The sequence below is a fragment of the Ruminococcus sp. SR1/5 genome (assembly GCF_000209835.1).
Classification (GTDB): Bacteria; Bacillota; Clostridia; order Lachnospirales; family Lachnospiraceae; genus Blautia_A; species Blautia_A fusiformis.
The window spans coordinates 530,682-554,576 of sequence record NC_021014.1 but is presented as its reverse complement, the minus strand read 5'-3'; the positions used below and the strand labels follow the sequence as shown (position 1 = coordinate 554,576).

Below are 23,895 nucleotides of genomic sequence, written 5' to 3'. Positions count from 1 at the left end.
AAAGATTTTTTTGAGCAGATATGCTCAGATGTGCAATTCATCTCACCACCTGAAGAGGTGGGAGAATTCTTGCTACATTTGTTAAAAAAATTCCATCCGGACCGGGGTTTCCTGTCATGAAATATCATTCACCCCGACTGCCTGCTCCTGTATCTTATGGATCAGCTCCTCTGCATCCCGGGTCTGCCCCAGCAGTCCGTATACATTGGAAAACACCACAGCACCCAGAAGGATCTGCTCATAGGATCTGTGGTCCAGATAAAACTGGATCTTCTCCATGACCACAGCCATAGTCTCTTTCAGGATACCATAGCTGTCAAGAACAGCCAGCGCCTCATCGGTAGTCCCCGCCTCCAGGATCTCTCTGGCACATTCCAGAGAGCCCCCTGCACGGATGGCACTTGCACAGAGAACCTCCATCCTTCCGTCAGCACAGTGGGAATGGGTATTCATGATCCCGGCGGCAACCTTTACAAACTTACCGATATGAGCCACAAAAAGAATGCCCTTTACGCCCATATCAATGGCCATGTCAATGGTCTCTCCTACATAATTGCTGCACTTGATATTGTTCTCAAAGGGAATGGACATATGCTCCCTGAGATAATCCGCACCGTAATTCCCCGGTGTCACCAGGATATAGTTTTCTCCCTGGCAGAAATGCTGCTTCATCTCCACATGGATGCTTTCGATCAGAGCCTTCTCACTCATAGGCTCTACGATCCCGCTGGTTCCAAGTATGGAGATCCCGCCAAGAATGCCAAGACGGGGATTAAAGGTTTTCTTCGCGATCTCCTCCCCCTGAGGGACGGATACGGTAAGCTTCAGACCGCCCTCGTAGTCATATTCCTGGGCCGCCTCTTCGGCTTCCCGCAGGATCATGGCTCTGGGAACCGGATTGATCGCCGCCTCGCCCACTTTCTGGGAAAGTCCCGGTTTGGTGACACGCCCCACACCGATCCCTCCGTCCAGGATGATCTGAGGCCGGGATCTCTCTGTTTTCCGTTCCTGCCCAGCCTGTTCTGCCGCTGAGATAGAAAACTTCTCCGCTTTTACATAGACCAGGATCCCGTTGGTGGTATCCGGATCATCACCCGCATCCTTCTGTACCGCACAGGAGACATAGGTTTCGCCCCGGGTAATATCGTGAAGCTGTAATGTGAGAGTGATCCCCTTTGGGGTATCAAGCTCTACCTCGGAAAGAGTCTCTCCCGAAAGCAGCATCCGGACTGCACCCCTGGCTGCCCCGGCTGCACAGGAGCCTGTTGTGTAGCCATAACGGAGGCGCTTGTTGTTTTTTATGACATACTGGTCTTCCAGTCCATTCTTCATATATACGATGCCCTCCTTTTCAGATTACTTTGTGCTCCAGCCATTTGCGGCTGTGGAAACGCCAGGTAAAAATGATCCCACGAACAGTCCAGTCTGCAAACATTCCGATCCAGACACCCATAGGCCCGAAGCCTAGGACACGGATCAGGAAAACACAGAGACAGAACCTGCACGCCCACATGGTACAACAGGAGGTGATCATGGAAAACTTCACATCACCGGCTGCACGAAGACCATACCCCGGCACGAACGCCATTGTCCATACCACAGGCTTTACGATGGTGATCCATGTGATCATGTGGATGCACATTTCCGCACTGGTACGCTCCATTCCGCCAAGGATCGTCACCGGTCTGACCAAAATATACACGATCAGACAGCTTACGATAATAATTGCCTCTGCAATGACGCAGAGTTTTTTTATGTAATAGACCGCCTCATCCTTGCGGCCGGCACCAAGACACTGGCCTACGATGGTCATCAGGCCCACACCTACTCCGATGGCCGCGATACCATTCAGGTTCTCAAGGATATTGGTCATTGCCTGCGCTGCGATGGCTGCTGTTCCCAGTGTGGAAACCGTAGACTGGATGGCAAGCTTTCCAAGCTGAAACATACTGTTCTCAATTCCCGAAGGGATCCCAAGTCCCAGGATACGTCCGATCATGCTCCAGTCCGGACGGATCTTCAGGTAATCCCTCACAACGACAGGCTGACGATCCTTACGCAGCTGCCAGAGAACAACCACTGCACAGAAAATACGGGAAACCAGTGTGGAGATCGCCGCTCCTGCAACACCAAGGTGGAAAACCCAGATCAGAACCGCGTTTCCACCAATGTTCATGATATTGGAGATCATGGAGATGGTCATAGGACCCTTGGTATTCTCCTGGGCACGAAAGATCGAGGCCGCAGAATCATAAGCCGCAATAAAGGGGAATGACAGTGCCGTGAAAAAGAAATAAATTTCCGATGCACGCATAACATCCGCATCCACCGCACCGAAGATCAGCCTCAAAAGTGGCTTCTGAAAGATCAGACAGACTGCAGACACCACTACAGAGATTGCTGTGATGATAAAAAGCACCTGCCTGGCAGACATATTCGCCTTCTCATAATTCCTCTGTCCGATATACTGGGCACAGACAATGGCGCCTCCCGCTGCCAGCGCCGAAAAAGCCTGGATCAGAAGCACATTGATGGAATCCACCAGCGATACCGCAGAAAGAGCCGCAGATCCCACATTGCTGACCATCATGGTATCTGCGGTTCCCATTATCGAATTCAAAATCTGTTCCAGCACTACCGGCACCAGAAGATTACGGATCATCCGGTTGGTAAACATATGCTGCTGTTCCATTGTTACATCCTCCGCCTCACTTATTTATGACCTGACAAAGCAGAAAAAAACGTCTGTATTTTATCAATCACACTTTCTCTGACATTATACCCTTTTCCCGCTCTTTTTCCAATATATTTTCTGTGTTTTTTGTACAAACTGGAAAATGCCGCAGGCGCGAAACCTGCGGCAGTCTTTGTATTTTGTGTTTTTTATGTAGCATCCAGACTTCTTAGAATTCGGATAAATCTTTATATGTATCACCGAAAAAGCGTTTGCATTTGTCAGCAACAATATCCGGATGAATATTTTTCAGCATCCGCTGACCATGAAGTTTCTTGGAATAATAAAGCTTTCTTGAATTCCGGATCTGATCCACATAATCTTTATTTGCTCTGGGAAGCTGTCCGATTTTTCTTTTACACCACTCTGAACTGCATCAATGATTTCATCACTGATTTTGATATATTTACCATCAAAATAGCCATACTCTTCAATGTTATCTTTATATTCCTTTAGAATCTCATTATCTATATATTCTTTCAGATGATATACAAAAAACCGTCTGGCATCATTTTCTACATCATCTACGATACCTCTATCGCAATACAAATATTTATATCCGTTCTCCCAGTCGGCAATAAACCAGCTCTCCGCCTCCGGTGAAGCATACAACACAAAAACAGGCAATTTCTTCCCCAGTTTATCTTGAATCTTCTCTATGATCTTCCGGTTATATTCTCCAACCTCTTTCTGCGAATATCCGGCAAATCTACCATCAAGATCATCTTCCACCAAAATTGCTCTGCATTGAGAATACTCATCTCTGTGTTTTTCTATAAGCTCATAAACCTTTTCCAGCAATGCCTCACCTGTCCGTCCACTCATTTTATCGTCTATTTTCTTTGGCATTCCCTTTTTCTTTATGGTCTTATTAGGAAGGCACTGTCTATATTCATATCTATCATTAATTTTTTCAAAAAAACTGCATAGCTCCCGCTTCTGTATATCCACATGTCAGAAAACACGCTATTACATCTACCATGGCCATCCTCCAAGTGCCGGATCATTCGTCCTGTATAGATCTCCCAGTTCCCAGTCACCAAGGTCCTCCGCTATATCAGCATATGTTATTTTTTTATTTTTCTTTATCACGAAATACAAATACTGCAACATTTCCATGTATGAATTCTTCTGTAAATACATCCAAAAAATCCGGTGAATGCGTACTTATAAAACACTGCTTAAAAGTACCCGCCGTCTGAATCCAGTTTCCAACCACCTTCTGCCAGGCAGGATGTAAATTCGTTTCCGGTTCATCAATCGCAAGCAATGCTCGTTCTCTGTTCATCGGCATATTGATCAGCATATTAAGAATGAGTCCCTTTAATGTTCCTTCCGAAACATCGGACAGATCATACTGTTCACCACTGCTATAGAGCATTCTGAAAATCAACTTATCATATGCTGTTGCCGCATCGATCATTTTCAAATTCGGAATAAGTTCTTTCATTCGGTCTTCAAACAAACTTCTCCATAACATATCCTCTGAAGTATAACGATTAAACACATTTGTAAAATTACCGGCATCATAATTCAGAAAATCATCCAGATTTTTGATGGTTACAGGCTCACGCATCTTGCGGGTATTAAACTGAGCACTTGTATATACGCTGAATCCATCAAAGTATTTCTGCAGATCATATAACAGCTGAGCAATATTAACTCTTACCAGCTCACTTCCATAAATACTCTTATTATTCAACAGAATATCTTTAAACTGCATGATGATCGTCTCTTTACTATCTACATCAAATGCCAGTCTTCGATTCCTTTGGCCTTTTCTGATAGCCGTAGAAAAACGCCCTTTTCCGATTTTATCATCATGACAACTGAAATAATTGAACTCATCTGTATAATCAGAAGTCCTTTCCGCTGCATTCAACTCTTCCAAAACAATGTTACATTTCTCAATGGAATCACCCACATTAAAAGAAAACTGATATCTGACCGGCTGGCCATTTAAATTAATCTCCCAAGAAAAGTTAATTGCTTCTGAATCAGAAACCTGCTTATTCCGTATATGATCCCAGCCATTTCTGGAAATTGTATTCAAAAAAGCTGATTTCAAATTTTCCTCTTTTCCAGTTCTTAACATTTCAGAAAAAAAAGTTAATGCCTTTATGAAATTACTCTTTCCCGAATTATTAGGTCCGATCAGAATATTTATTTTCTCAAACCCAAGATCCTCTGCCTGAATATTTCTAAAATTATGGCAGGAAAATTTATTTATCATTTTTTATATTCATTCCTTTCGCCAGCTTGCTACACTGTCGCTTCCTTTTTCCGTTCCTCTACAGATGTTTTTAATATAGCATAATACAGATAAATTATAAAGAAGAAAAATTCGACATAACAAGCCGCCTTTAAGTAATGGCATCCCATTCATCCCTACACCGCTTCATCGCTCTGTACCTCCGCTGCCGTTCAGCTCCAACACTGATCTTATCTGTCGGTGCTGTACCCGGAAAATACACACCAGCCGTGATAAGCAGCTTCCGAACCTTGATCGGATTCAGCCCCAGCTCATCTGCAATGGCCTGCAAAGACATCCCGGCATCATAAAGCACAACAGCAGGATCCATCAGCTCCCTCAGGATCTTCCCGGCATCATACTCCGGCTTAGATTTCCTGCGGCCACCGCCAGGCCTTCTTGGTTTATACGCTCTTTTCTCACCCATAGATCACAAAACCAGCTCATACATTTTGAAGGTCATCTCGCCAACCACCTCATAAAAAAGTGTCTTAGTCTGGATGTACCGAAAACCCAGTTTCTGATACAGACCTTCCGCTGCTGTATTGTTCTCGATCACATCAAGCCTCAGCGCTTTCTTTCCGGCTTTTCTTTCCGATCCTACAATGTGCTCCATCAAATTCCGGGCCAGACCCTTACCACGCTGCTCCGGATGCACTGCCAGAACATGAACAAACATAACCTCATCCGAATCGATCTGCCACGGCACATCTGCGTAGCCATCCACCTTTTCATCATTAACTATCGCACAGGCCGCAATCTCGCTGCCATTTGCCAGAACATACAGCTCTTCCTTACCAATACTGTTATGCAGCATTTCATCAGACGGATGGATACCCTTCTTCCAATGTGGAAACGATGGATCCCCCTGCTCCTGATCGATCAGCTCCCAGTACAGAGATTTTATGTTGTCAAAATCATCTTTTACTGCTTTACGAAACATCATTTGTTCCATCCCCCTTACTCATGCAGCTCCAGTGGCAATCCGTCCGGGTCATGAAAAAACGTCATCTTCTTACCGGTAAAATCATCCACACGGATCGGCTCACATTCAATTCCGACCTCCGCCAGTTCTTTCACCGTCTGCTCCACACTCTCCACACAGAAAGCAAGATGACGCAGGCCACAAGCCTCCGGACGGCTCACCCGCTTCGGTGGGTTTGGTTCCGCAAAAATCTCCAGCTCCGTGTGCTCATCCACACGCAAATCCAGCTTCCAGTCCCTGCGCTCCGGACGGTAGTTTTCTCTGATGATGGAGAATCCAAGCTTGTTTACGTAGAAATCCTTTGCGGATTCGTAGTTGGATACGATGATTGCGATGTGGTGTATTTTTGATAGGTTCATTTTTTGTACTCCTTTTGTACGTGTTTCAAAACATGACGTAGTGTAAAATAACAGATTTTCTGTTATGATAACTATCTCATTGTTTGAAACATTTACTGAATTTATGACTTACGGTTGTGCTTTGATTTTATCCTTTACTCCGGCAAATAGCAAGTTCTGTTTTCTGGTGAGCAGCCTGTTCTTATATCTTCAAATACCTTTTCCTATTTTTATTGCTTTCATCGTTATAATGCATATGAAGTTTCCCCAGCTATTTTCAAAAATGCCTTTCTGTTTTCTCACCTGACTGCTTATAAAATCCTTTATTCCTTTTACCATAATGATAAAGGAAAATCCACTGCTGTCCATGTAGTTAAGATTATCTTTGCTGCTCCGAATTCTATTATATTTATATCTACGGCCTAACAGTTCTTATTTGTTGAATCATATGATATATAAATACGCTCACGTTTGCATCTGTCCGCATTCCACTGATCCAGAAAATCCTGTATCTGATTTTCTTTTATTGACCTCAGAAAATCTGAAATCAATGAATCCTGCGGTTTTGTATCCAGTTCAAGATTTTTTTCAGAAGTTTTAAGAAAACAGAAGGGATTACACCTGGAGAATATCGAAAAATGTGGAAAATGTAAGAACTTTTCAAGTAGACGGTCTCGTACATTTATGTTAAAATACGACTTGAAAAGGAGTGATTCCATGGCAACACTACGAGCTGATAAAAAGAATTACAAAAAAGCATTCACGACTCACGCAAACTCCTATGATAAATGGAGTATAGGCAGCGATTACAGCCGTCGTCTGCTGTTATGCTACTGCGTTGAGTGTGGATTAAAATGTCTGATCATGCAGACAGACAATATAAATACCGTTTCCCAAGCCAGTGACGAAACATTAAGAGTTCTTCATTCCCACGATTTCAGAACCTTACTAAATAAAGCCAAGCAGGCCGGCAACTATAAATTTAAGCAATTTCCCACGGAATACGGTGACAGTGTGGGACCTTCTGATTACCATCAATTATGCCGATATTTAATTGCTCCAGCTAATCAGAAGATTACATATTTAGAAGAATTTGACAACACTCTTATACAGATTAAAGAGTGGTTAAAAGAGGTGGTATAAGGTATGAAATTCTACACATGGAAAGATATAGATCGATACATCTTAATGCATCACAAAGATTGGAAAAATACTTTTAACGATATTGAAGTATATCCCGATGAAATTATCCTGTATCCCAGGGAAAAGACATCAGATTTAGCACATTCTGCATTAGCACATTCTGCATTAGCAGAACTGTTTCCAAAAAACATTCTGCCAGGTTGTTCTGCTATAAAACTTGATTGCCCAAATGCCTCGTTATCTGTTTCATACGATTTCGAATCTAGTCCGATTTCCCCCAATATAATGCCACTGTTCAAAAAAGCAATTTATGAAGATTCCGTATATCCAAAAAATAATTTAAAAGAGCTTAGCCGTCCGGTAATCGCTTTCCATTCCTATAAAGGCGGTGTGGGGCGTACTCTGTCCTTGATTGCATTCGCCCAGGCCTGGACAAGCATTCAGGACGATCCACAGAAAAATAAACTCTTGATTATAGATTCCGATCTTGAAGCCCCAGGTCTCACATTAATTCAGGGAAACCTAAACGAAACTGCATTTAGCTATCTGGATCTGTTAACTTTAATCCAGGATAACAACAGCATAGAAGAGATTGTATCCACTGCAGAAGCTTTAATGGGAACACTCACTTTGCCTATCGAAACCAGTCAGCAACGGGTGGAGCATTTCTTCCTTCCTACCTATCGCTATGAACAGCAATTATTTGATTTATACGCAAGCCCACAGACTATTACCATAAGCCGAAACAAAGAATATATCCTGGCAGAAGTTCTTTCCAGTTTGGCTGCTCAGTTAGGCGCTTCTGCTGTTCTTGTAGATTTGCGTGCTGGTATAAGTGAATATTCTGCTCCTCTCCTGCTTGATCCGAGAGTGAAAAAGTATTGCGTGACATCAACCTCACTGCAGTCAATTATGGGCACAAAACAGGTTTTAAATTTTATATCCAAGGGACTGGAAGTAAAAGAGGATTCTCTTCTTCCTACCATATTCTTAAGTATGATTCCTGATTCTTTTTCTACTATGGAAAAAGACCAAATAAAAGAAAGCCTGACAAACTGTTTCCAGACAACTGAGAACACAGAAGAACTTCTTGACAATATGATTATTGAGCTCCCATTTGCCAGTGAATTGATACATCTTTCCAATCTGCGACAGATTTTAACGGTTTTGAAAGACAGAGATATGTATTATGCCATAGAAAAATTAGTTTTGCAGTATTATCAGCCTGTAAAAACAGCTGAAATATATTACACAGAAGAACAGCATAAAACCATTTTAAAAAAGATTTATGATTTTGCAGATAACCAAATTACCGCCGAGGCAAATGGCGCAGAAGAGTTATTATTAACAGAACCAATAAAGAACCTTTGTTCCCGCTTTAATAACCAAGTTCCCACAGCTGTTGTCCAGGGAGCAAAGGGGTCTGGAAAAACATTTTTATATCGTCAATTAATAGAAAAAGGAAACTGGAATTCATTTTGCAGCGAAATAAACAATAAACAAATCTTCAACGATAACGGCTTCTTCGTTCCGGTTTTAGCTCCACAGAATATTTTCAAACTCAAACTTGTTTTAGCTGAATGTATTAACAGTTTCAATACAACAGTTTCCTGTGCTGCAGTTTCCAAATCCGTTTACAATGACAATTCTTATGAATTAGATCTTAATGCAAATAGCGAAACTGACTGGATGATTTTTTGGGAACAATTGTTTGCAAACTCAGTTAACAAAAAATTCAGTAACCTTGCACAACTTAATGAAGCATTAAAAAAGAGCAAAAAACGATTGTCTTTCTAATCGATGGACTGGAAGAAATATTGAAACTGGTTTCTTCCAATAAGAACCAGCAAAAAGCAATTGAAGTGTTATGCCAGGGTATTCTGAATACAATTGCTGCCAGATATGAAAATATTGGACTTATTATTTTTCTTCGAAGTGACATGGCGCAAAATGCAATCACTGTTAACTATGAACAGTTTAAGCAAGCGTTTAATTATGCAGAATTGAAATGGTCTTCTAATGAAGCGTTAAAGCTTGCCGTCTGGTTGGTAAGTCATTCTGTATCAGACTTTTATCAAGAAACTATATCCGTTGAAAACGCATCTCAGGAAGTAATTGATCAATATCTTGAAAAACTCTGGGGCTTAAAATTAGGCAAGAAAGAATCCAATGAAGCCTATTCCTCCCGTTGGATATTAGCTGCCCTTTCTGACTTTAATGGTCAGCTACAGGCACGAGATATTATTCGTTTCTTAAAATATGCTTCAAAATATAATGGAAAAAAGCCGCCTTACAATGACAGGATTTTAATGCCCGCCGAAATCCGTAATGCGGTATCGAATTGTTCAAAATATAAGATTACAGAAATTAAAGCAGAATACGAAAACCTAAAACCAATTTTTGAGAAACTTGAGAATCTTCCATTTGAGAAAAAAACACTTCCTATGAATCTGGAAGAAGATGCACTTACAGCCGCTGAAGAAAAATCCATGATCCAGTCAGGCTATCTCATACGAGATGGAGAAAAACTCTATTTACCAGAAATAATACGTCATGCTCTTGGATTTCGATATGAACGAGGGGCAAGGCCTCGCGTATTATCTTTACTCCTTAAACACTAATAGCAAGTGCCTCAAAACATGGCGTAGTGTAAACCAGCAGAGTTCCTGCTATAATAGCTACATCAATGTTTGAGGCACTTACCCAAAATGCAGTGAAAAATGGCTGATTTACATGATCTATTTTTATTTGCCTGATTTCTTGGCACCGTTTTGGCACCGAAAGCCTCGTTCTAAATGCTTTGTTACCAACGCCTGCTATTTCCCCCTGCCATTTTCTTATTGCACCCACGATTTTTTATTGCTATAATCAGAACATGGGTGCTACCATAACGGTAGGCGGTTAGTCCTTCAACAGAGGGACTGTGACCCTCTGATTACATAGAACCCCCAAAGGGAATCCCGTGAAAAGGAGGGCTAAGCCAATGAGTATTGTGGATTTCATTGCAGTTGTGAGCTTCGGCATCACCTGCTTTTGTGCCGGATACACATTCGGCAAGGATAATAATAAACCACAAAAATAGCCGCCCCGGTCTGGTAAACTAGGCGGCAATTTTTGTCAAACCATATATCGGAATAACCGTCTATCGGTAGCACTCTTTTTCTATAACCATATTATCACGCATCTGTGAAAATGTCAAAAAGTTATTTTCGCTCCTTCTGCAATACACTTCTAAAACTTTTTCAGTGTCTGAAGAAGTTTTAGAAGTGTATTCGGCTGAAAGTTATCTGGAATATAGACTTTCATTCCCTGAAAATAGATCACCAGCCGATTATCATTGGAAGAGGAACGATTCTGAGAATAAGAGATACTGGAAGAATGCAGAACCTCTCCAAACGTTGTGATTGTTTCCTGATTTTGTCTTGCCATAAGTGTGCCTCCTTAAATATACGGTTTGCCACAGTATATCAGGAATGGAAAAGACAGTCACTACGCCATGTTTTGAGGCACTTACCTTCCAGTTCCTTTTCCTTAGCCTTTGCTGCTTTCCCGGAAACTGTATTTTTCTCTACTGGGTTGTTCTCCGTGTAATACTCGCAGATCAGATCCAGCAGGTTCTCCACTGACGGGTAATATTTGTCCACACGGTGTAGGTTTTATTTCAGCTTTTCAAGGACGCATAATTGATTTTCTAAATTGGCTTTCTAAAACTTAAACGTATCCTTCACTCCAACCCATTTCTGATCCTTGTCAGACAAATTCAGTTTTGTTCCATCCTTCAAAGCATATCCTTCTGCGGAAGCTGTTCCATTATAACCTCTTTTATTTAATTCATTCATGACATCATGACCAAGCTGGCCACCGACGCCTGTCACTAAAATTTTCATATTTAAAATTCCTCTGCGTGATTTCATGGTGTCAATATTTCTTTTTAATTTTAACCATGATATTTCTTACTATATCGATAGTATATTTGTTCTTGAAAATAATTAAATATGTTATGTACACAACTGCTGACAATGCAACTGCTATGATTAGTCTCAATAAAGCCGAACATTCAACCAGCATATATACAACCTTTGTAGTTAGTAATACAAGAATACTTCCTACAACTGCATATAAAATACTATTTTTAATTTCGTCTACATCAAAAAAGCGTTTTTTATTTGGAGCTCTAAGGGTACAAAAAACAAATACAAACAGTTCTGATAACAATGTCGTGAATGCTGCACCGTACAGACTATATTTAGGAATCATGTATAGATTTAGTCCACAATTTATAATTGCACTCACAGTAGTTGCCATCAAATTTTCTTTTTCTCTTCCTTGGGTGATATTATAAACCGATGTAATCAGACCACCATATATTGCAAAAATCAAACTTATAGACAATATTTGCAACGAAAAACTAGTAGTTGCTATCTCCTCTCCGCCCACAAGTAACATTACATCTTTCGAAACAGCTGTTAAACCAAATCCTGCCGGTATAAGAATTAAACTTAGATAGCACCAAATAGTTGTATTTAGTTTCTTATACTGACTTTCTGCTGTTTCTGACATCATTGTTGCGAGCCTAGGTGTTACCGCAGCATATATTGCAACCAAAATATTTTTTATAACCGTGTAAACCTTTACAGCAATAGTGTATTCACCTACAACACTATCTCCCTTTATCCAACCTAGCATAGTTATATCTGCGTTTACATATATTAATGCTGTTATCGTATTAAAAAATATGATTGTTAACGGTTTGAGATGCGTCTTTAAATTTAAATTAACAGTAAAACGTGGATGCACGTACTTTCTTATATAAAAGAAGTTCCAAATCGAATTAATAATAATAGGAAGTGAAGAAATAAAAGCATAAATATTATAATCTTCTCTATCTCTAACTAAGATCAGCAATAAAAACAAGCATACGATATTAGAGACAATACTTCTAACAGTGATTATCAGATAATCTTCAAATGCTATATTTATCCACTCAAAACCAATAACCTGAAAAATAATAGTTAAACTGCTAATAAGTAGAACTATACGATACGCAACAAATTGTGGTACAAATATGAGACAAATAATAAATCCCGTATATGCAACTACCGTAGATAGCAAATTGATAGAAAACAATTCATTTGTTAATTTTTGAAGTTTATTGGTAGAATTTCTTACCTTTGCGCCTTCTCTTATCCCATATGTAACCATGCCAAGCATTGCGACTAAAGCGAAATAACTAACAATAGAGTTGGCATATGATACTTTTCCAACTCCTTCAGTGCCTAATACTCGAATTGCATACGGGTAGGTTATCAACGGAAATATTATAGATAATGTGGCTTTTATAACATTTAGTAAGGAGTTAATTCCTAAATTTTTATTTTTCATTCGATCACCAGAATACCTCATGTCTTCCCGTGAATTCATAAAACAACTTTTTACTTCGTTCACCAATTTTTTTTGCTGGAATCCCACCGTAAATAGTATATGCCTCACAATTTTTTGTCACTACAGCACCAGCTGCAACAACTGCACCTTCATATATTTTTGTTTTAGGCAAAACTGTAACACGACTTGAAATCCATACTCTATCTTGTACAATGACAGCTCCACCTGTTTCATTAGAATAAAAGTGTGGGTCATTTATATCGTGTTGTTCAGTCCAAATCCATACACCGGTGCTTAAATTAACATTTTTTCCTATAAATATTCCATTTCTGCCATCAAGTTTACTTTCATCTCCAACAATTGCGCCGTCAGCAATATGGATATTCCACGGAGAACGGATCTCAAAACCTCCATAAATGACCGCTGTTTTTGCCAATTTCATCCTGTATACATGTCTTAGCATAAAATTTCTATAAGTATGGAAAATTTTTATCTCCCTTAGTTGTAATGATATCTATTCCTTCCTGATATGCCGCAAGAAAACTTCCATTTCTAACCGAAATACCATAGTAAAAAGGAAGAACGGCAAAATCAGATGCTTTAAGGTAATCTCCAACAGAATCTTTTAGGTATCCCGTCACAATAATATCGTTATCAAGATTATATTCTCTAATTTTTTCTAAAACCTTTTTATGGTATTCGTCAGATTCCTTTAACTCACCAATGACTACTAGTTTTGACTTCAATTTCCCGGCATCTTTGAGGTGTTTAATTGCCTCTACAAGCTCTAAAAAGCACTTGTATTCATTGATAAAACCAAAGTAACTCATTAGTTTCATATTATCTTTTACTAAAGAGTTATGCAGCTCTATAATTTTATCATTCGGAGCAACAGACGGTACTATATTGCTACCAATTCGAATAGTTCTTACCTTTTTTTACATAATGGTATTTTCTTTATATCTACCTCGAATTGCGGATCTACTACAATAATTTCATTTGCAAAAAGGAACGACGGAATTTGACGCATCCTTCCCAAAAAAGATCTATTACTATATTCATGAGTTGTAAAAACAACCTTGATTCCTCTCAATCTGGCAAACATAGGAAGAAAATTCACACCAATACTCTTTCCATATGCTTTTGCAGGATACTCAACATGTAGTATTCTTGCATTTATTTTTTTAATTCCACAGCGAGTTTATGGTATGCAAAAATTGATTGCCAATCTGAAATCGTAGCAGTATCACTTTTATCATTAATTTGGACAATATCTACATTTTCTTGCTCTAAATATCTTTGTAGCTCAAGAGTATAGTCTTTAACACCACATTTTACATGGGAATCGGTCCCGCCTATCATATATATCTTCATATTACGTTCTTTGTTCCTTTATAAAATCCTTCAAAGCCTTAATTGATACTTTTGAATTTCTATTTAATATATATCCCTTAATTCCACTTGCAATTGTTCTTAGGTAAGCTCGTTGCAAATTATTATGGCTGTATTTGGATATAAACTTCAAACGATTTTTGGCCATATAATATGCTGTGAATTTACTATATTCTCCGCTTGATGACGCTCCTACCTTATGCCAAATCTTTGCTGTTGGCACATACACGATGTCAATTGTCTCCTTTTTAGACGCGCGCAAAAGTCCGTGTCCTCATAATACATAAAGTAACTTTCATCCAGCATACCAACTTTTTCTATTACATTTTTATTCATCAGAATGCAACACCCTGAAGCAAATTCTACCTTTTCTACCTTGTCATAGCTGCCATCATCGACCTTACCAGCTCCGGTATGATGCGTATCTCCGCTTATCCAATTTATAATTCCGCCCGCATACCATAATACACTTGGTTCATCAAAATAATATATTTTAGGGACAACTACCGTTTTTGAATTACAATATCTCTTCATTTCATCAAGAAAGCTCGAATCCACCACTGTATCATTATTCAAAAGCATTATATAGTCACATCCATCATCTAGTGCTCTCTGGATTGCAATATTATTTCCACCTGCAAATCCTAAATTATCTTTTGATGGTATATATTTTATATATTGAAAAAGAATAGATCTCTCAAATTCTCCTTTGGTATTCTCATCTGCTGCATTATCAACAACATAAATTGTATAGTCGCTTGATTGTAATCTAATCAGGCTTTCCACGCATTCTAGAGTGATCTTTGGATTTTTATAATTTATTAAAATGATAGCTGTATTTGCCATTAATTATTACCTACGACTTCTATATATTTAGAAAACATTGCATTCGCAGAATCTTGCCAATTGAAGCAATTCACTCTTTCAATTCTTTTTTCATCACGTATAGCTTTATCTTCATCTAATAATTTGACGATGCTATTTGTAATTTCCTCTTCACTAAAAGGATCAAAATACATCCCAGCATCACCAACCACTTCCGGAAGTGATGTGGCATTAGCCACCGCTACCGGTGTTCCACATGCCATTGCCTCCAATGGTGGAATTCCAAACCCTTCATAAAAAGACGGATATACAAAACCATCTGCAAGATTATAAAGTCTCACAAGATCTTCGTTTGAAACATAATCTGTCAAAATAATATCATTCACGTTTGTGATGATTGCGAAGTCCTTCTTTGTCTTGCTCTTCATGAATTCACGAATCATAGTCTCGTAATTGTTCTCTGGAACGAAACGACCAACCACTAGGTAATATGCCTTAGGCTTCAGTCCCTTCTGCTCATACCACGACAACAAGTTCTTATCATCGTCAGCAAGGAGACTCTTTCTGGTCTCAGCCCCATAAGCAATAAATGTGGTCTTCGGATTTTTTCCTCTGATACCCTTACCGTCATACTGTTCGTGGATGTACTTCTCAATATTCACGCTGTCGCACACAGCCAAATCCGAATACTTGACCATCATCTGCTCAGATACTTTCCAGTACTTTCTGACCGGATCAGACCACTTAGCACGCATCCACTCATGTCCATCTGGATTGAGATAAACCTTTCCATCCAATCTATGTATTGCCTTATAATACTTCTTCATAAACGGTCCAATACGGCACGCCATAATGTAGACGATGGGATGTTTAATCCCTTCTTCTTTAATAATCTCTACACACTTGTCCAGAGCTTTGCAGTCATAATAAATAGCCTGAGCTGGACCAAGCTTCTCAGGCACATGAATTTTGAAGCAATCCGCATTGTGATAAATAAAACGAGAACCAGAGATGATCTTGGCATCCACCTTTGTTTCGTCCATATGACCCTGACCATTGGCTTTGACTGCCACATGATATTGAATATTTTTATTATCCTGATGATACTCAGTCAGCTTGTCTATAAATGTCTCGTATCCTCCGTAAGCTCCAAGGCTTTTTGCGCCAACGAGGAATACATGCTGTTTTTCTGCCATCTTCTAAGTTCCCCTTCATTTAACATCTAACTTTTAATACTTCAGCATCCCCTAGCAATGTACATCTTCCTGTACCTGCTGGTATAAATAGACAGTCACCTTTCTTAAAGCGGACTGGCTTGTTTTCATCATTAAAATATCCAACCTGTCCTTCTCCACTGATACAAAGAAGAACCTGGAATGATTCATCCATTACCGAGAATGAGCAAGCTTTGTTTACTTCAATCTTCTCGGTCTCAAAATATTGACTTCTACAAATGATTTCTCTTGAACTTCCCGGATAATAGTGAACCAATCGCTTTTCACCAGATTCCTTCACTGTATCCATGTTCATTACTTCAACTGCCTTATCGAAGTGAAGTTCTCGTTTATTGCCGTTTTTATCCGTTCTGTTGTAGTCATACACGCGGTATGTCACATTAGAACTTTCTTGAATTTCAGCAATAAGTGCACCTGCGCCTATCCCGTGGACTGTACCTGCCGGTACGTAAATTACATCGCCCTTTTGAATCTTTATCTTATGCAAATGCTTATCTAGTGTCCCGTTTGCTACTGCTTCCTTCAAGATTTCCTTTGTCACCGGATGCTCAAAACCAAAGATCAGCTCTGCGCCTGGCTCAGCATCAATGACATACCACATCTCGGATTTACCGTTATCGCCTTCATATTTTCTGGCATAATCATCATACGGATGCACCTGAACGGACAAATCTTTCATCGCATCGATAAATTTGATGAGGACAGGCATCTCTTGATTCTTTGTTCCCAAAAACTCCGGATGTTTATCAATGACATCTTTCAATGTCTGTCCGCGATATTTACCGTTCTCTACGATGCTTAATCCATCTGGATGTACTGAACATTCCCAAGTCTCTGCCAGCGGGATAAGATCAATCTTCTTTCTATATTCTTTTCTAAGTCTTGTTCCACCCCAGAGATAATCTTTCCCTGCGGGCATTAACTTTAATATTTGCACTTTTTAAACCTCAAAATCGTACTTTTCTTTGTCTTCCACGCTAAGTGTTTCACCAATCTGAACCTCAACAATATCCAGATCAGTCTCAGCAATTACTGTATGCTTGCAGCCTGCTGCAATGGTGATAACATCGCCCACACGGAGTTTCTGTTCCATTCCATCAACAACAGCCTTACCGCTGCCGCTTACAACAGTCCATACTTCTTCTCTATAATCATGGCTGTGGTAGCTCATGTGCTCACCTGCTCTCATGGAAACCTTAACAGTCATAGAACCAGGCTGGACATCAATTACAGTGTAAGTCCCCCAGGATTTCTCGGCATACATTGCCTCTGTTTCAATCTTCTCAACATAAGGTTTCATATAACCGCTGCGTTCCTTATCCGAAATCAGAATGCCATCGCCGCTTGCAGCAATAATCATGTCTTTGCATCCCATGCAAAGGATTGGAATATTCAGTTCATTGATCACATTGGTGTTTTCGCAGGTTTCATCAAGAATAGCCTTGCCCTTGGTTTTATCAGCCATGACCTCCGCCATCATGTTCCAAGTACCAACATCTTTCCAATCGCCGCTGTAACGCAGGACCTGAATGCTAGATTCTTTTTCGACCACTGCATAGTCAAAACTGATTTTTGTCAGCGTGTCGTATTTATTGAATAGGTCACGATAATCCTCAAACTCAATCATGCTGTGAGCCTTATCCAACAAATAACCCAGTTTGAATGCAAAGATACCCGCATTCCAAAGCGCACTCTGCGCAAGGTACTTCTTTGCTGTTTCAACATCTGGCTTTTCCTTGAATTCCTTAACCTTGCTGACATTTTCGCCGCTTTCCGGAATAATGTAACCGTACTTCTCGCTGGGATAGGTCGGCTCAATACCCATCAGAGTCAGATTTGAGCCACCCTGCTCTGCCAGCTCCTGCAGAGTCTTAACAGCTTCGTAATAGGTATTATCTACATAAGGGTCAACCGGGCAAACAACAACAGCTTCATTCTCAGCAACGCCCAACTCATCGTGCAGGTATGCTGCAGCCAGTGCGATGGCAGGGAACGTATCGCGACGGCAAGGCTCTACACAAATAGATGCTTTCTCACCCAACTGATTCTTAATAGCACTTGCCTGTGATTTACTCGTTGCAATAGTAATCTTTGCATTAGCTTCTACCGTAGTGATCTGACGGTAAACTCGCTGAACCATAGATTCATACTCATCATTATTCTTGAACAGTTTGATGAACTGCTTGCTACGTACATCGTTGGAAAGGGGCCAAAGACGCTTACCAGAACCACCAGAAAGTAAAATAATATTCATATTTTTTCTCCTCTATCTTTACTTCAAGAACTCTTCCGCGCTCTTGCAAATCTCTGCTTCCACCTTCTCGGCAACTTCCTTGTTTTCGGCACTGACAGAGATATAGGTTTTGAGCTTTGGCTCAGTGCCAGAGGGGCGCACCACAATGGAGCAGTTATCTTCCAGCAGGAACTTCAGTACATCGGACTTGGGCAGACCATCCAGACCCGGAGCGTAGTCCAGCAGCTTAACAACTTTCTTGCCGCCAAACTCCTTGATATCGCTCCGGAATGCCTGCATGATGCTCTGCATCTTGGCAAAACCGGCGCTGCCGTCGAACTCATAGCTGTGCAGGGTGTTCAGGCAATAGCCATAGGTCTTGTACAGTTCATCCAGTTTGTCCAACAAGCTGATGCCCTGAGTGGCATAGTAGCTAAACATTTCGCAAATCATGTAGGCACCGTCCACGCCGTCCTTGTCGCGGACGTAGGAGCCGGTCAGGTAGCCATAGCTTTCCTCAAAGCCGAACACATAGCTGTCTGCCTTGCCCTGCTGTTCCAGTTTCCCGATCTGCTCCCCGATGAACTTGAAGCCGGTCAACACGTTGATAGTGCGCAAGCCGTAATGGGTAGCGATCTGTTCGCCCATATCCATCGTGACAATGGTCTTAACCATAATAGGGTCAGAAGGCATCTTGCCATGCTTCACACGCTGGCTACAAATGTAGTCCAAAAGTAGCATACCGGTCTGGTTTCCGGTCAGCAGCTCATACTCTCCTACCTTGTTCTTGACGGCAATGCCCACACGGTCACAGTCGGGATCGGTGGCTAGTAGCAGGTCGGCATTGCACTTCTTGGCATACTCCATGCCCAGTGCCATAGCCTCTTTGATTTCCGGGTTGGGATACGGACAGGTCGGGAAGTTTCCATCCGGCTGCTCCTGTTCCTTGACCACCGTGATGTTGGTATAGCCCATCTCCTTCAGGGTGCGGGTCACGGGCTTCAGACCGGTGCCGTTCAGCGGGCTGTACACGATAGCCACGTTCTTGTTTACCTCTTCGCCAAACAGGACAGATTGGCTCTTAACTTGCTCCACGAATGCGGTGTATACCTCATCCGGGATGTATTGGATACTGCCGTTTGCCACGCCTGCGTCAAAATCACTAGTCTTAACATCTGCAAAGATGTCCAACTTCTCAATCTCGGCAAGGATTTCCGCAGCAGCCTCGGTGGTGATCTGGCAACCATCTGCGCCGTAGACCTTATAGCCGTTATACTTGCTGGGATTGTGGGAAGCGGTCACCATGACACCGGCAGAGGTGTGCAGATAGCGGGTCGCAAAGGACACGGTAGGAACAGGCATCAAAACAGGCCAAATATTCACCTTGACGCCATTCGCGGCAAACACCCCGGCGGCAACCTTTGCAAACACATCGCTCTTGATACGGCTGTCATAACCGATGGCCACGGACGGAGTTTCAAAGTTCTTTTTCAAATAGTCCGCCAGACCCTGAGAAGCCTTTGCCACTGTATAAATGTTCATACGGTTGGTGCCTGCGCCAATAACACCGCGCAGACCGCCGGTGCCAAAGGCAAGGTCACGATAGAATGCGTCCTCGATTTTGGCATCATCCAGCGTTTTCAGTTCTGCTACTACATCGGCATCGGCGGTGGCATTTGCCAGCCAGCGTTCGTATTCCTTTTTAATATCCATAATTCATTTACTCCTCCGGCCCTCATCGGGCGTATCCTCTAATTTTCTATGTACACATCAGCTATTCGCAGATAGTATTTTTTCCTCGTGCCGCTCACGTGGCTAAGTGTTCCCTTATACTGTCGTATCCAATTACCCCAGCAATCATATTTCCCCTGTTTTCTACTTCATAAAACATCCGTAGAGTACACTCATCTCTATTCCTCTATAACCGAAGTGCTGTTTTATACAGTCGAACCCCGTATACCTCGCAATGACGTTTTTCCTAAGTGTTGGATTATTGAATCGAACCCTGTCGGTGCATGAGTTTTGTTAAAACTGTATATATTATTCAGTCTAATTCCCACAACCTATTGTTCATCATGAACAAATCATTCACTCCAACCACTCAAAACATGTATTTATCATCACCATCCGTGCTCTACTCAACAACGATTTTATGAAGTAGAAATCATCTGTTTTTCTCTAATTTTCATGACTCAATAAACCGTAATGATGTAGGTGTCATTAGCGGGTCAGATAGTGTACTCAACAGCAGTTTCAGATGTTAATGATAAACTCATGGATTTTTGTTGTTTTCTCCTGTTTTTCGCCTTTTCCTCATACCTTCTGAAAAAGATATGCCAATTTTGTGTTGTAAGGGTCAAAAGTTCAGCTTTTTGTATAAGTTATTGGTATTTTCGGTTCATGTGTCTGTGAAATATAGCTAGTTTTAGTCTCCCATAAAGTGTGCAAAACAGGTTCTTTTTGACTATGCTACGTCAATGTAGTTTGTTGAGTAAACATTTTTTATCCTCTATATACCGAACCCAGCCCAAACCCGATTTCAGCAATTTCACTTTCTTATAACTTCGAATACACCCCGTCCCCCCAAAAAGGGCACGGTTCTTCGGCGACGCCTGCGTTGGGCCGCCTGGCGGTATTCAACCGGAAAGGAGACGTCACTGGCGCTTCCTCTCTTGCTGATTGCTCAGCATTTATATATAAGAGGCATTCCTGCCGCTTATTAACTTGGTTTGTTGTTTTTCCGGAAGCTTTCCTGACATTTGCGGCCCAGGTTTCGGGCGCCGTTCAGGAAGCGGTTGACCTGATGGCCGTTCTGGCAGATGAATATGCTGCCCTGTTTTTTTCCGGTGGCTCCGCAGATGGAACATTGCTTTTCTGTTCCGTCGGCGCGTAGCTCTAGTACCAGGATTCCTTCTGCCCAGGCTTTGTATTTCAGATAATTCCGGATGCGGATACTTAAGTGAAGGGGTGAATAATTGCCGCTTCTGTACATAGATATCCTGGAAAAATCTTCATCATACTCCGGCAGTACCAGTATCCCGGTGTGTTTTTCTTTGCAGAAATCTATGATCTCTTTGCTGACCTGATGTGCGTAATGTTCATTCAGGTGCTTGAGATGCATGTAATATTTCCTGTTTGGCTGACTGACGTTGTCTTTATCGGTAAATGCCCTGGATGCTTCTACTTTTTTCAGCAAAGCTTTGCAATGATGTCGGTATGCATTTCCACCTCTGCAGTTTTTTACAGCCAGCTGCCTGGATCCCTCATCCAGAACTGTGCATACTGCAAAGCTGTCCGTATTGGTAAAGCGGACGCTACATACTCTGGCGCCTTCCTGCATTCGTTCCTTTGCTGTCCGGGCATCGGAGTTTTCCTGCTTGACAGGGACATGGAACATGAGCCATTTTTCCTCATGAACCAGTGTCGGTGAAAGGATTGCTGCTTCCTTGGGGAAGGGGCGTCCTGTAAGTCCGCAGAGCACCCAGATCCATTTCTTTCCGTTCCAGAGCTTCAGCACTACGGAGGTGTCTGTCAGGTCTCTGTACATTCCCTTGAAAAAGGTGATGTTGGCATCGATCTTTTCGGGGAAGCTTTCTGCGCTTGCTGCGGTCTTTACTGCCATTGCAGCTTTGTTCATGGCAGATCTCCGAAAATAAACGGGGAGCTTTCCGCCTGGCGGGATGTACTTTGGTTCTCTTCCGTCTCTTCCGGGAACAGTGAGTTTTTCCAGATATCCCTGGATGGTCAGCAGATTTTCGGCCCAGAGCTCTTCTCTTTCTTTCAGAAGCTCATAGTAAAAGGCTACGGCTTCCTGATACAGGGCTTCGGTTGTTTCGATCATCTGCTTTTCCGGACAAAAGAGCCGCATTTTCCATGTTTTGATACTGTATCCTGTTTTCATGGCATCTCTTTCTGCTGTCAGGTATCGCTTAATATCTTCATTAGCGAAAAAGAGCTTGAAACACTGTTAAATGCTGCTTTTTTCGGCACAGCTGACCACGATTTTGACCACTAATAATTGGAAAGAAAAAGGAAAAAAGCTTGAAAAGTATTGATTTTACGCGGATTTGCGTAAGAAAAAAGTGACCACTTTTAGTGACCACTAATGTTAGATTTCGATGATTATCAGACTGTTTATTTACTTTTTGATACAAAAAAGCTGCATATGTGGCTTAAAAATTGACAGTATTAGCATGCTTCATACCTTTGGCACACCTTGACAAAGGAAAATATCAATGGTATTCTTTAAAATGGCTGTGAAATATGTCTTTTTAGGTCTGTGACTAATGAAGATAATAAGCGACACAAATCCCATAATCCACGAGCTGTCCAAGGATGTTTCCTCTTGTACCAGCTCTTTTTTTATGCCTAATCGACATTTCCATTCCCAAATGCTATACTATACCCGCAGGCCGCGCGATCTGGCTTTTGGCCTGCTAAATTTCAGAAAAGGATTTTTTTCTATGGAGAGAATTATTACCTATACGATCTCAACCGGGGATTCCGGGGAAAATGTTCTTGGGTTTCTTCGGAAGAAGGGTTTTTCCAAACATATATTGACTACTATGAAGCGAGCGGAGCAGGCGATCCTGCTGAACGGGCAGCCGGCTTTTGGCAGGACAGTCCTAAAAGAGGGGGATGTTCTTCGGATCCTTGTTCCGGAGGAGGCCGGGGACGGATCGGAGTCTTCTATCATTCCGGTGCCGCTGCCTCTGGATATCCTGTATGAGGATGAGGATATCCTTGTGCTGAACAAGCCTGCTGATATGCCTGTGCATCCCTCTGCCGGGAACTACGAGAATACGCTTGCCAACGGTGTTGCCTGGTATTATAAGCAGCAGGGGAAGGCTTTTGTCTACCGCTGCATCAACCGGCTGGACAGGGATACCACCGGGGTGCTGGTGCTGGCCAAGAATCCTCTGAGCGGGGCTCTTCTCTCCGCCCAGATGAAGCAGCGCCAGATCCGGCGTACCTATCTTGCACTTACTGACGGGATCCCGCCGGAAAGGGGGACGATCTCCGCTCCTGTTGCGAGAATGGATGCTTCTGTGATCACAAGGGAGGTTAATTTTGAGCGTGGGGAGGCTGCCGTGACTCATTATGAGCGTCTTGCAGTCAGCAACGGATATGCTCTTGTGGAGCTGCATCTGGATACGGGGCGGACTCATCAGATCCGGGTGCATATGAAGTATATCGGCTGTCCGCTGCCGGGGGATTTTCTGTATCATCCGGTTTTTGACCGGATCGGACGCCAGGCCCTGCATTCCTTCCAGCTGGAATTTGCTCACCCCATCACCGGGGAGCCTATGTGTTTCCTTGCACCTGTGCCTGAGGATTTCCGCAGAGCATTTCTACAGTAAAAAAATCAGCTGTCCGG

General features: G+C 41.8%; 25 protein-coding genes. 4 read left to right on the top strand and 21 right to left on the bottom strand.

Going from position 1 to position 23,895, the window contains the following annotated elements; genetic code table 11:
- Nucleotides 1-114 precede the first annotated feature (114 nt).
- From cbiD to gloA2, 7 genes are all read right to left on the bottom strand, one after another.
- Nucleotides 115-1,332 (bottom strand): cobalt-precorrin-5B (C(1))-methyltransferase CbiD, encoded by a 1,218-nt coding sequence (gene cbiD / locus CK1_RS02790; protein ID WP_015524808.1) that lies wholly within the window; start codon nt 1,330-1,332, stop codon nt 115-117.
- Between the two features lie 19 nt (nt 1,333-1,351).
- The gene (locus CK1_RS02785) at nt 1,352-2,692 is read right to left on the bottom strand and encodes an MATE family efflux transporter (protein WP_015524807.1); all 1,341 of its coding nucleotides are present in this window, start codon (nt 2,690-2,692) and stop codon (nt 1,352-1,354) included.
- Nucleotides 2,693-2,983: 291 nt separating this feature from the next.
- Nucleotides 2,984-3,583 (bottom strand): hypothetical protein, encoded by a 600-nt coding sequence (locus CK1_RS02780; protein WP_306288704.1) that lies wholly within the window; start codon nt 3,581-3,583, stop codon nt 2,984-2,986.
- 226 nt (nt 3,584-3,809) lie between these two features.
- The gene (locus CK1_RS02775) at nt 3,810-4,967 is read right to left on the bottom strand and encodes an AAA family ATPase (RefSeq protein WP_015524803.1); all 1,158 of its coding nucleotides are present in this window, start codon (nt 4,965-4,967) and stop codon (nt 3,810-3,812) included.
- Nucleotides 4,968-5,097: 130 nt separating this feature from the next.
- On the bottom strand, nt 5,098-5,412 hold the full coding sequence (locus CK1_RS02770) for a hypothetical protein (RefSeq protein WP_015524802.1): 315 nt from the start codon (nt 5,410-5,412) through the stop codon (nt 5,098-5,100).
- Nucleotides 5,413-5,415: 3 nt separating this feature from the next.
- Nucleotides 5,416-5,931, bottom strand: a complete 516-nt coding sequence (locus CK1_RS02765; RefSeq protein ID WP_015524801.1) for a GNAT family N-acetyltransferase — start codon at nt 5,929-5,931, stop codon at nt 5,416-5,418.
- A gap of 14 nt (nt 5,932-5,945) precedes the next feature.
- Entirely contained in the window at nt 5,946-6,329 is a 384-nt protein-coding gene (gene gloA2, locus CK1_RS02760) for an SMU1112c/YaeR family gloxylase I-like metalloprotein (RefSeq protein ID WP_015524800.1), read from the bottom strand.
- A gap of 696 nt (nt 6,330-7,025) precedes the next feature.
- Here gloA2 and CK1_RS02755 point away from each other — a divergent pair.
- From CK1_RS02755 to CK1_RS02745, 3 genes are read left to right on the top strand one after another with little or no spacing between them, the layout of a single operon-like run.
- A complete protein-coding gene (locus CK1_RS02755) occupies nt 7,026-7,451 on the top strand; it encodes a hypothetical protein (RefSeq protein WP_015524798.1) in 426 nt (141 codons plus the stop codon).
- Nucleotides 7,452-7,454: 3 nt separating this feature from the next.
- The gene (locus tag CK1_RS02750; protein WP_015524797.1) at nt 7,455-9,248 is read left to right on the top strand and encodes a KGGVGR-motif variant AAA ATPase; all 1,794 of its coding nucleotides are present in this window, start codon (nt 7,455-7,457) and stop codon (nt 9,246-9,248) included.
- Between the two features lie 20 nt (nt 9,249-9,268).
- Nucleotides 9,269-10,072: a hypothetical protein gene (locus tag CK1_RS02745; protein WP_306288703.1), complete on the top strand. Its 804-nt coding sequence runs from the start codon at nt 9,269-9,271 to the stop codon at nt 10,070-10,072.
- On the opposite strand, the gene CK1_RS02740 is transcribed toward CK1_RS02745, so the two are convergent.
- The 14 genes from CK1_RS02740 to CK1_RS02675 all read right to left on the bottom strand — a co-directional run bounded on the left by CK1_RS02740 (nt 10,062) and on the right by CK1_RS02675 (nt 22,419).
- On the bottom strand, nt 10,062-10,301 hold the full coding sequence (locus CK1_RS02740; protein ID WP_146207124.1) for a hypothetical protein: 240 nt from the start codon (nt 10,299-10,301) through the stop codon (nt 10,062-10,064). The two genes, CK1_RS02745 and CK1_RS02740, sit on opposite strands and share 11 nt — an antisense overlap.
- 381 nt (nt 10,302-10,682) lie before the next feature.
- Complete coding sequence (locus CK1_RS02735; protein WP_015524795.1) at nt 10,683-10,880, bottom strand: hypothetical protein; 198 nt, start codon at nt 10,878-10,880, stop codon at nt 10,683-10,685.
- A gap of 38 nt (nt 10,881-10,918) precedes the next feature.
- On the bottom strand, nt 10,919-11,095 hold the full coding sequence (locus tag CK1_RS02730) for a hypothetical protein (RefSeq protein ID WP_306288702.1): 177 nt from the start codon (nt 11,093-11,095) through the stop codon (nt 10,919-10,921).
- 60 nt (nt 11,096-11,155) lie between these two features.
- Nucleotides 11,156-11,338: a hypothetical protein gene (locus tag CK1_RS17905; RefSeq protein WP_015524794.1), complete on the bottom strand. Its 183-nt coding sequence runs from the start codon at nt 11,336-11,338 to the stop codon at nt 11,156-11,158.
- Between the two features lie 31 nt (nt 11,339-11,369).
- Nucleotides 11,370-12,833, bottom strand: a complete 1,464-nt coding sequence (locus CK1_RS02720) for a flippase (protein WP_015524793.1) — start codon at nt 12,831-12,833, stop codon at nt 11,370-11,372.
- A 4-nt stretch (nt 12,834-12,837) separates the two neighbouring features.
- Nucleotides 12,838-13,275 (bottom strand): acyltransferase, encoded by a 438-nt coding sequence (locus tag CK1_RS02715; protein ID WP_015524792.1) that lies wholly within the window; start codon nt 13,273-13,275, stop codon nt 12,838-12,840.
- Between the two features lie 28 nt (nt 13,276-13,303).
- Nucleotides 13,304-13,699, bottom strand: coding sequence for a glycosyltransferase (locus tag CK1_RS02710; protein ID WP_306289060.1), 396 nt, complete (start codon nt 13,697-13,699; stop codon nt 13,304-13,306).
- A 310-nt stretch (nt 13,700-14,009) separates the two neighbouring features.
- On the bottom strand, nt 14,010-14,195 hold the full coding sequence (locus tag CK1_RS02705; RefSeq protein WP_306288701.1) for a hypothetical protein: 186 nt from the start codon (nt 14,193-14,195) through the stop codon (nt 14,010-14,012).
- A 222-nt stretch (nt 14,196-14,417) separates the two neighbouring features.
- Nucleotides 14,418-15,071 carry a glycosyltransferase family 2 protein gene (locus CK1_RS02700; RefSeq protein ID WP_015524789.1) on the bottom strand — a complete coding sequence of 218 codons (654 nt, stop codon included), beginning with the start codon at nt 15,069-15,071 and terminating at the stop codon, nt 14,418-14,420.
- A complete protein-coding gene (locus tag CK1_RS02695; protein ID WP_015524788.1) occupies nt 15,071-16,246 on the bottom strand; it encodes a DUF1972 domain-containing protein in 1,176 nt (391 codons plus the stop codon). The genes CK1_RS02700 and CK1_RS02695 overlap by 1 nt, the downstream gene beginning before the upstream one ends.
- Before the next feature lie 19 nt (nt 16,247-16,265).
- Nucleotides 16,266-17,222, bottom strand: a complete 957-nt coding sequence (locus CK1_RS02690; RefSeq protein ID WP_110102226.1) for a type I phosphomannose isomerase catalytic subunit — start codon at nt 17,220-17,222, stop codon at nt 16,266-16,268.
- A gap of 3 nt (nt 17,223-17,225) precedes the next feature.
- Nucleotides 17,226-18,539: a sugar phosphate nucleotidyltransferase gene (locus CK1_RS02685; RefSeq protein WP_015524786.1), complete on the bottom strand. Its 1,314-nt coding sequence runs from the start codon at nt 18,537-18,539 to the stop codon at nt 17,226-17,228.
- An 18-nt stretch (nt 18,540-18,557) separates the two neighbouring features.
- Complete coding sequence (locus tag CK1_RS02680) at nt 18,558-20,231, bottom strand: phospho-sugar mutase (RefSeq protein WP_015524785.1); 1,674 nt, start codon at nt 20,229-20,231, stop codon at nt 18,558-18,560.
- Nucleotides 20,232-21,237: 1,006 nt separating this feature from the next.
- Nucleotides 21,238-22,419 (bottom strand): zinc ribbon domain-containing protein, encoded by a 1,182-nt coding sequence (locus CK1_RS02675; RefSeq protein ID WP_015524784.1) that lies wholly within the window; start codon nt 22,417-22,419, stop codon nt 21,238-21,240.
- Nucleotides 22,420-22,981: 562 nt separating this feature from the next.
- Here CK1_RS02675 and CK1_RS02670 point away from each other — a divergent pair.
- Nucleotides 22,982-23,878, top strand: coding sequence for an RluA family pseudouridine synthase (locus CK1_RS02670; RefSeq protein ID WP_015524782.1), 897 nt, complete (start codon nt 22,982-22,984; stop codon nt 23,876-23,878).
- The last annotated feature ends 17 nt before the right edge of the window (nt 23,879-23,895 follow it).

Bases quoted from the DNA above. Each gene is read 5' to 3' on its own strand.
- cbiD (WP_015524808.1), bottom strand. From the start codon at position 1,332: ATGAAGAATGGACTGGAAGACCAGTATGTCATAAAAAACAACAAGCGC.
- CK1_RS02780 (WP_306288704.1), bottom strand. From the start codon at position 3,583: ATGCCAAAGAAAATAGACGATAAAATGAGTGGACGGACAGGTGAGGCA.
- CK1_RS02735 (WP_015524795.1), bottom strand. From the start codon at position 10,880: ATGGCAAGACAAAATCAGGAAACAATCACAACGTTTGGAGAGGTTCTG.
- CK1_RS02765 (WP_015524801.1), bottom strand. From the start codon at position 5,931: ATGATGTTTCGTAAAGCAGTAAAAGATGATTTTGACAACATAAAATCT.
- CK1_RS02785 (WP_015524807.1), bottom strand. From the start codon at position 2,692: ATGGAACAGCAGCATATGTTTACCAACCGGATGATCCGTAATCTTCTG.
- CK1_RS02680 (WP_015524785.1), bottom strand. From the start codon at position 20,231: ATGGATATTAAAAAGGAATACGAACGCTGGCTGGCAAATGCCACCGCC.
- gloA2 (WP_015524800.1), bottom strand. From the start codon at position 6,329: ATGAACCTATCAAAAATACACCACATCGCAATCATCGTATCCAACTAC.
- CK1_RS02695 (WP_015524788.1), bottom strand. From the start codon at position 16,246: ATGGCAGAAAAACAGCATGTATTCCTCGTTGGCGCAAAAAGCCTTGGA.
- CK1_RS17905 (WP_015524794.1), bottom strand. From the start codon at position 11,338: ATGAAAATTTTAGTGACAGGCGTCGGTGGCCAGCTTGGTCATGATGTC.
- CK1_RS02720 (WP_015524793.1), bottom strand. From the start codon at position 12,833: ATGAAAAATAAAAATTTAGGAATTAACTCCTTACTAAATGTTATAAAA.
- CK1_RS02685 (WP_015524786.1), bottom strand. From the start codon at position 18,539: ATGAATATTATTTTACTTTCTGGTGGTTCTGGTAAGCGTCTTTGGCCC.
- CK1_RS02670 (WP_015524782.1), top strand. From the start codon at position 22,982: ATGGAGAGAATTATTACCTATACGATCTCAACCGGGGATTCCGGGGAA.
- CK1_RS02705 (WP_306288701.1), bottom strand. From the start codon at position 14,195: ATGATAGGCGGGACCGATTCCCATGTAAAATGTGGTGTTAAAGACTAT.
- CK1_RS02775 (WP_015524803.1), bottom strand. From the start codon at position 4,967: ATGATAAATAAATTTTCCTGCCATAATTTTAGAAATATTCAGGCAGAG.
- CK1_RS02715 (WP_015524792.1), bottom strand. From the start codon at position 13,275: ATGAAATTGGCAAAAACAGCGGTCATTTATGGAGGTTTTGAGATCCGT.
- CK1_RS02675 (WP_015524784.1), bottom strand. From the start codon at position 22,419: ATGAAAACAGGATACAGTATCAAAACATGGAAAATGCGGCTCTTTTGT.
- CK1_RS02750 (WP_015524797.1), top strand. From the start codon at position 7,455: ATGAAATTCTACACATGGAAAGATATAGATCGATACATCTTAATGCAT.
- CK1_RS02700 (WP_015524789.1), bottom strand. From the start codon at position 15,071: ATGGCAAATACAGCTATCATTTTAATAAATTATAAAAATCCAAAGATC.
- CK1_RS02755 (WP_015524798.1), top strand. From the start codon at position 7,026: ATGGCAACACTACGAGCTGATAAAAAGAATTACAAAAAAGCATTCACG.
- CK1_RS02770 (WP_015524802.1), bottom strand. From the start codon at position 5,412: ATGGGTGAGAAAAGAGCGTATAAACCAAGAAGGCCTGGCGGTGGCCGC.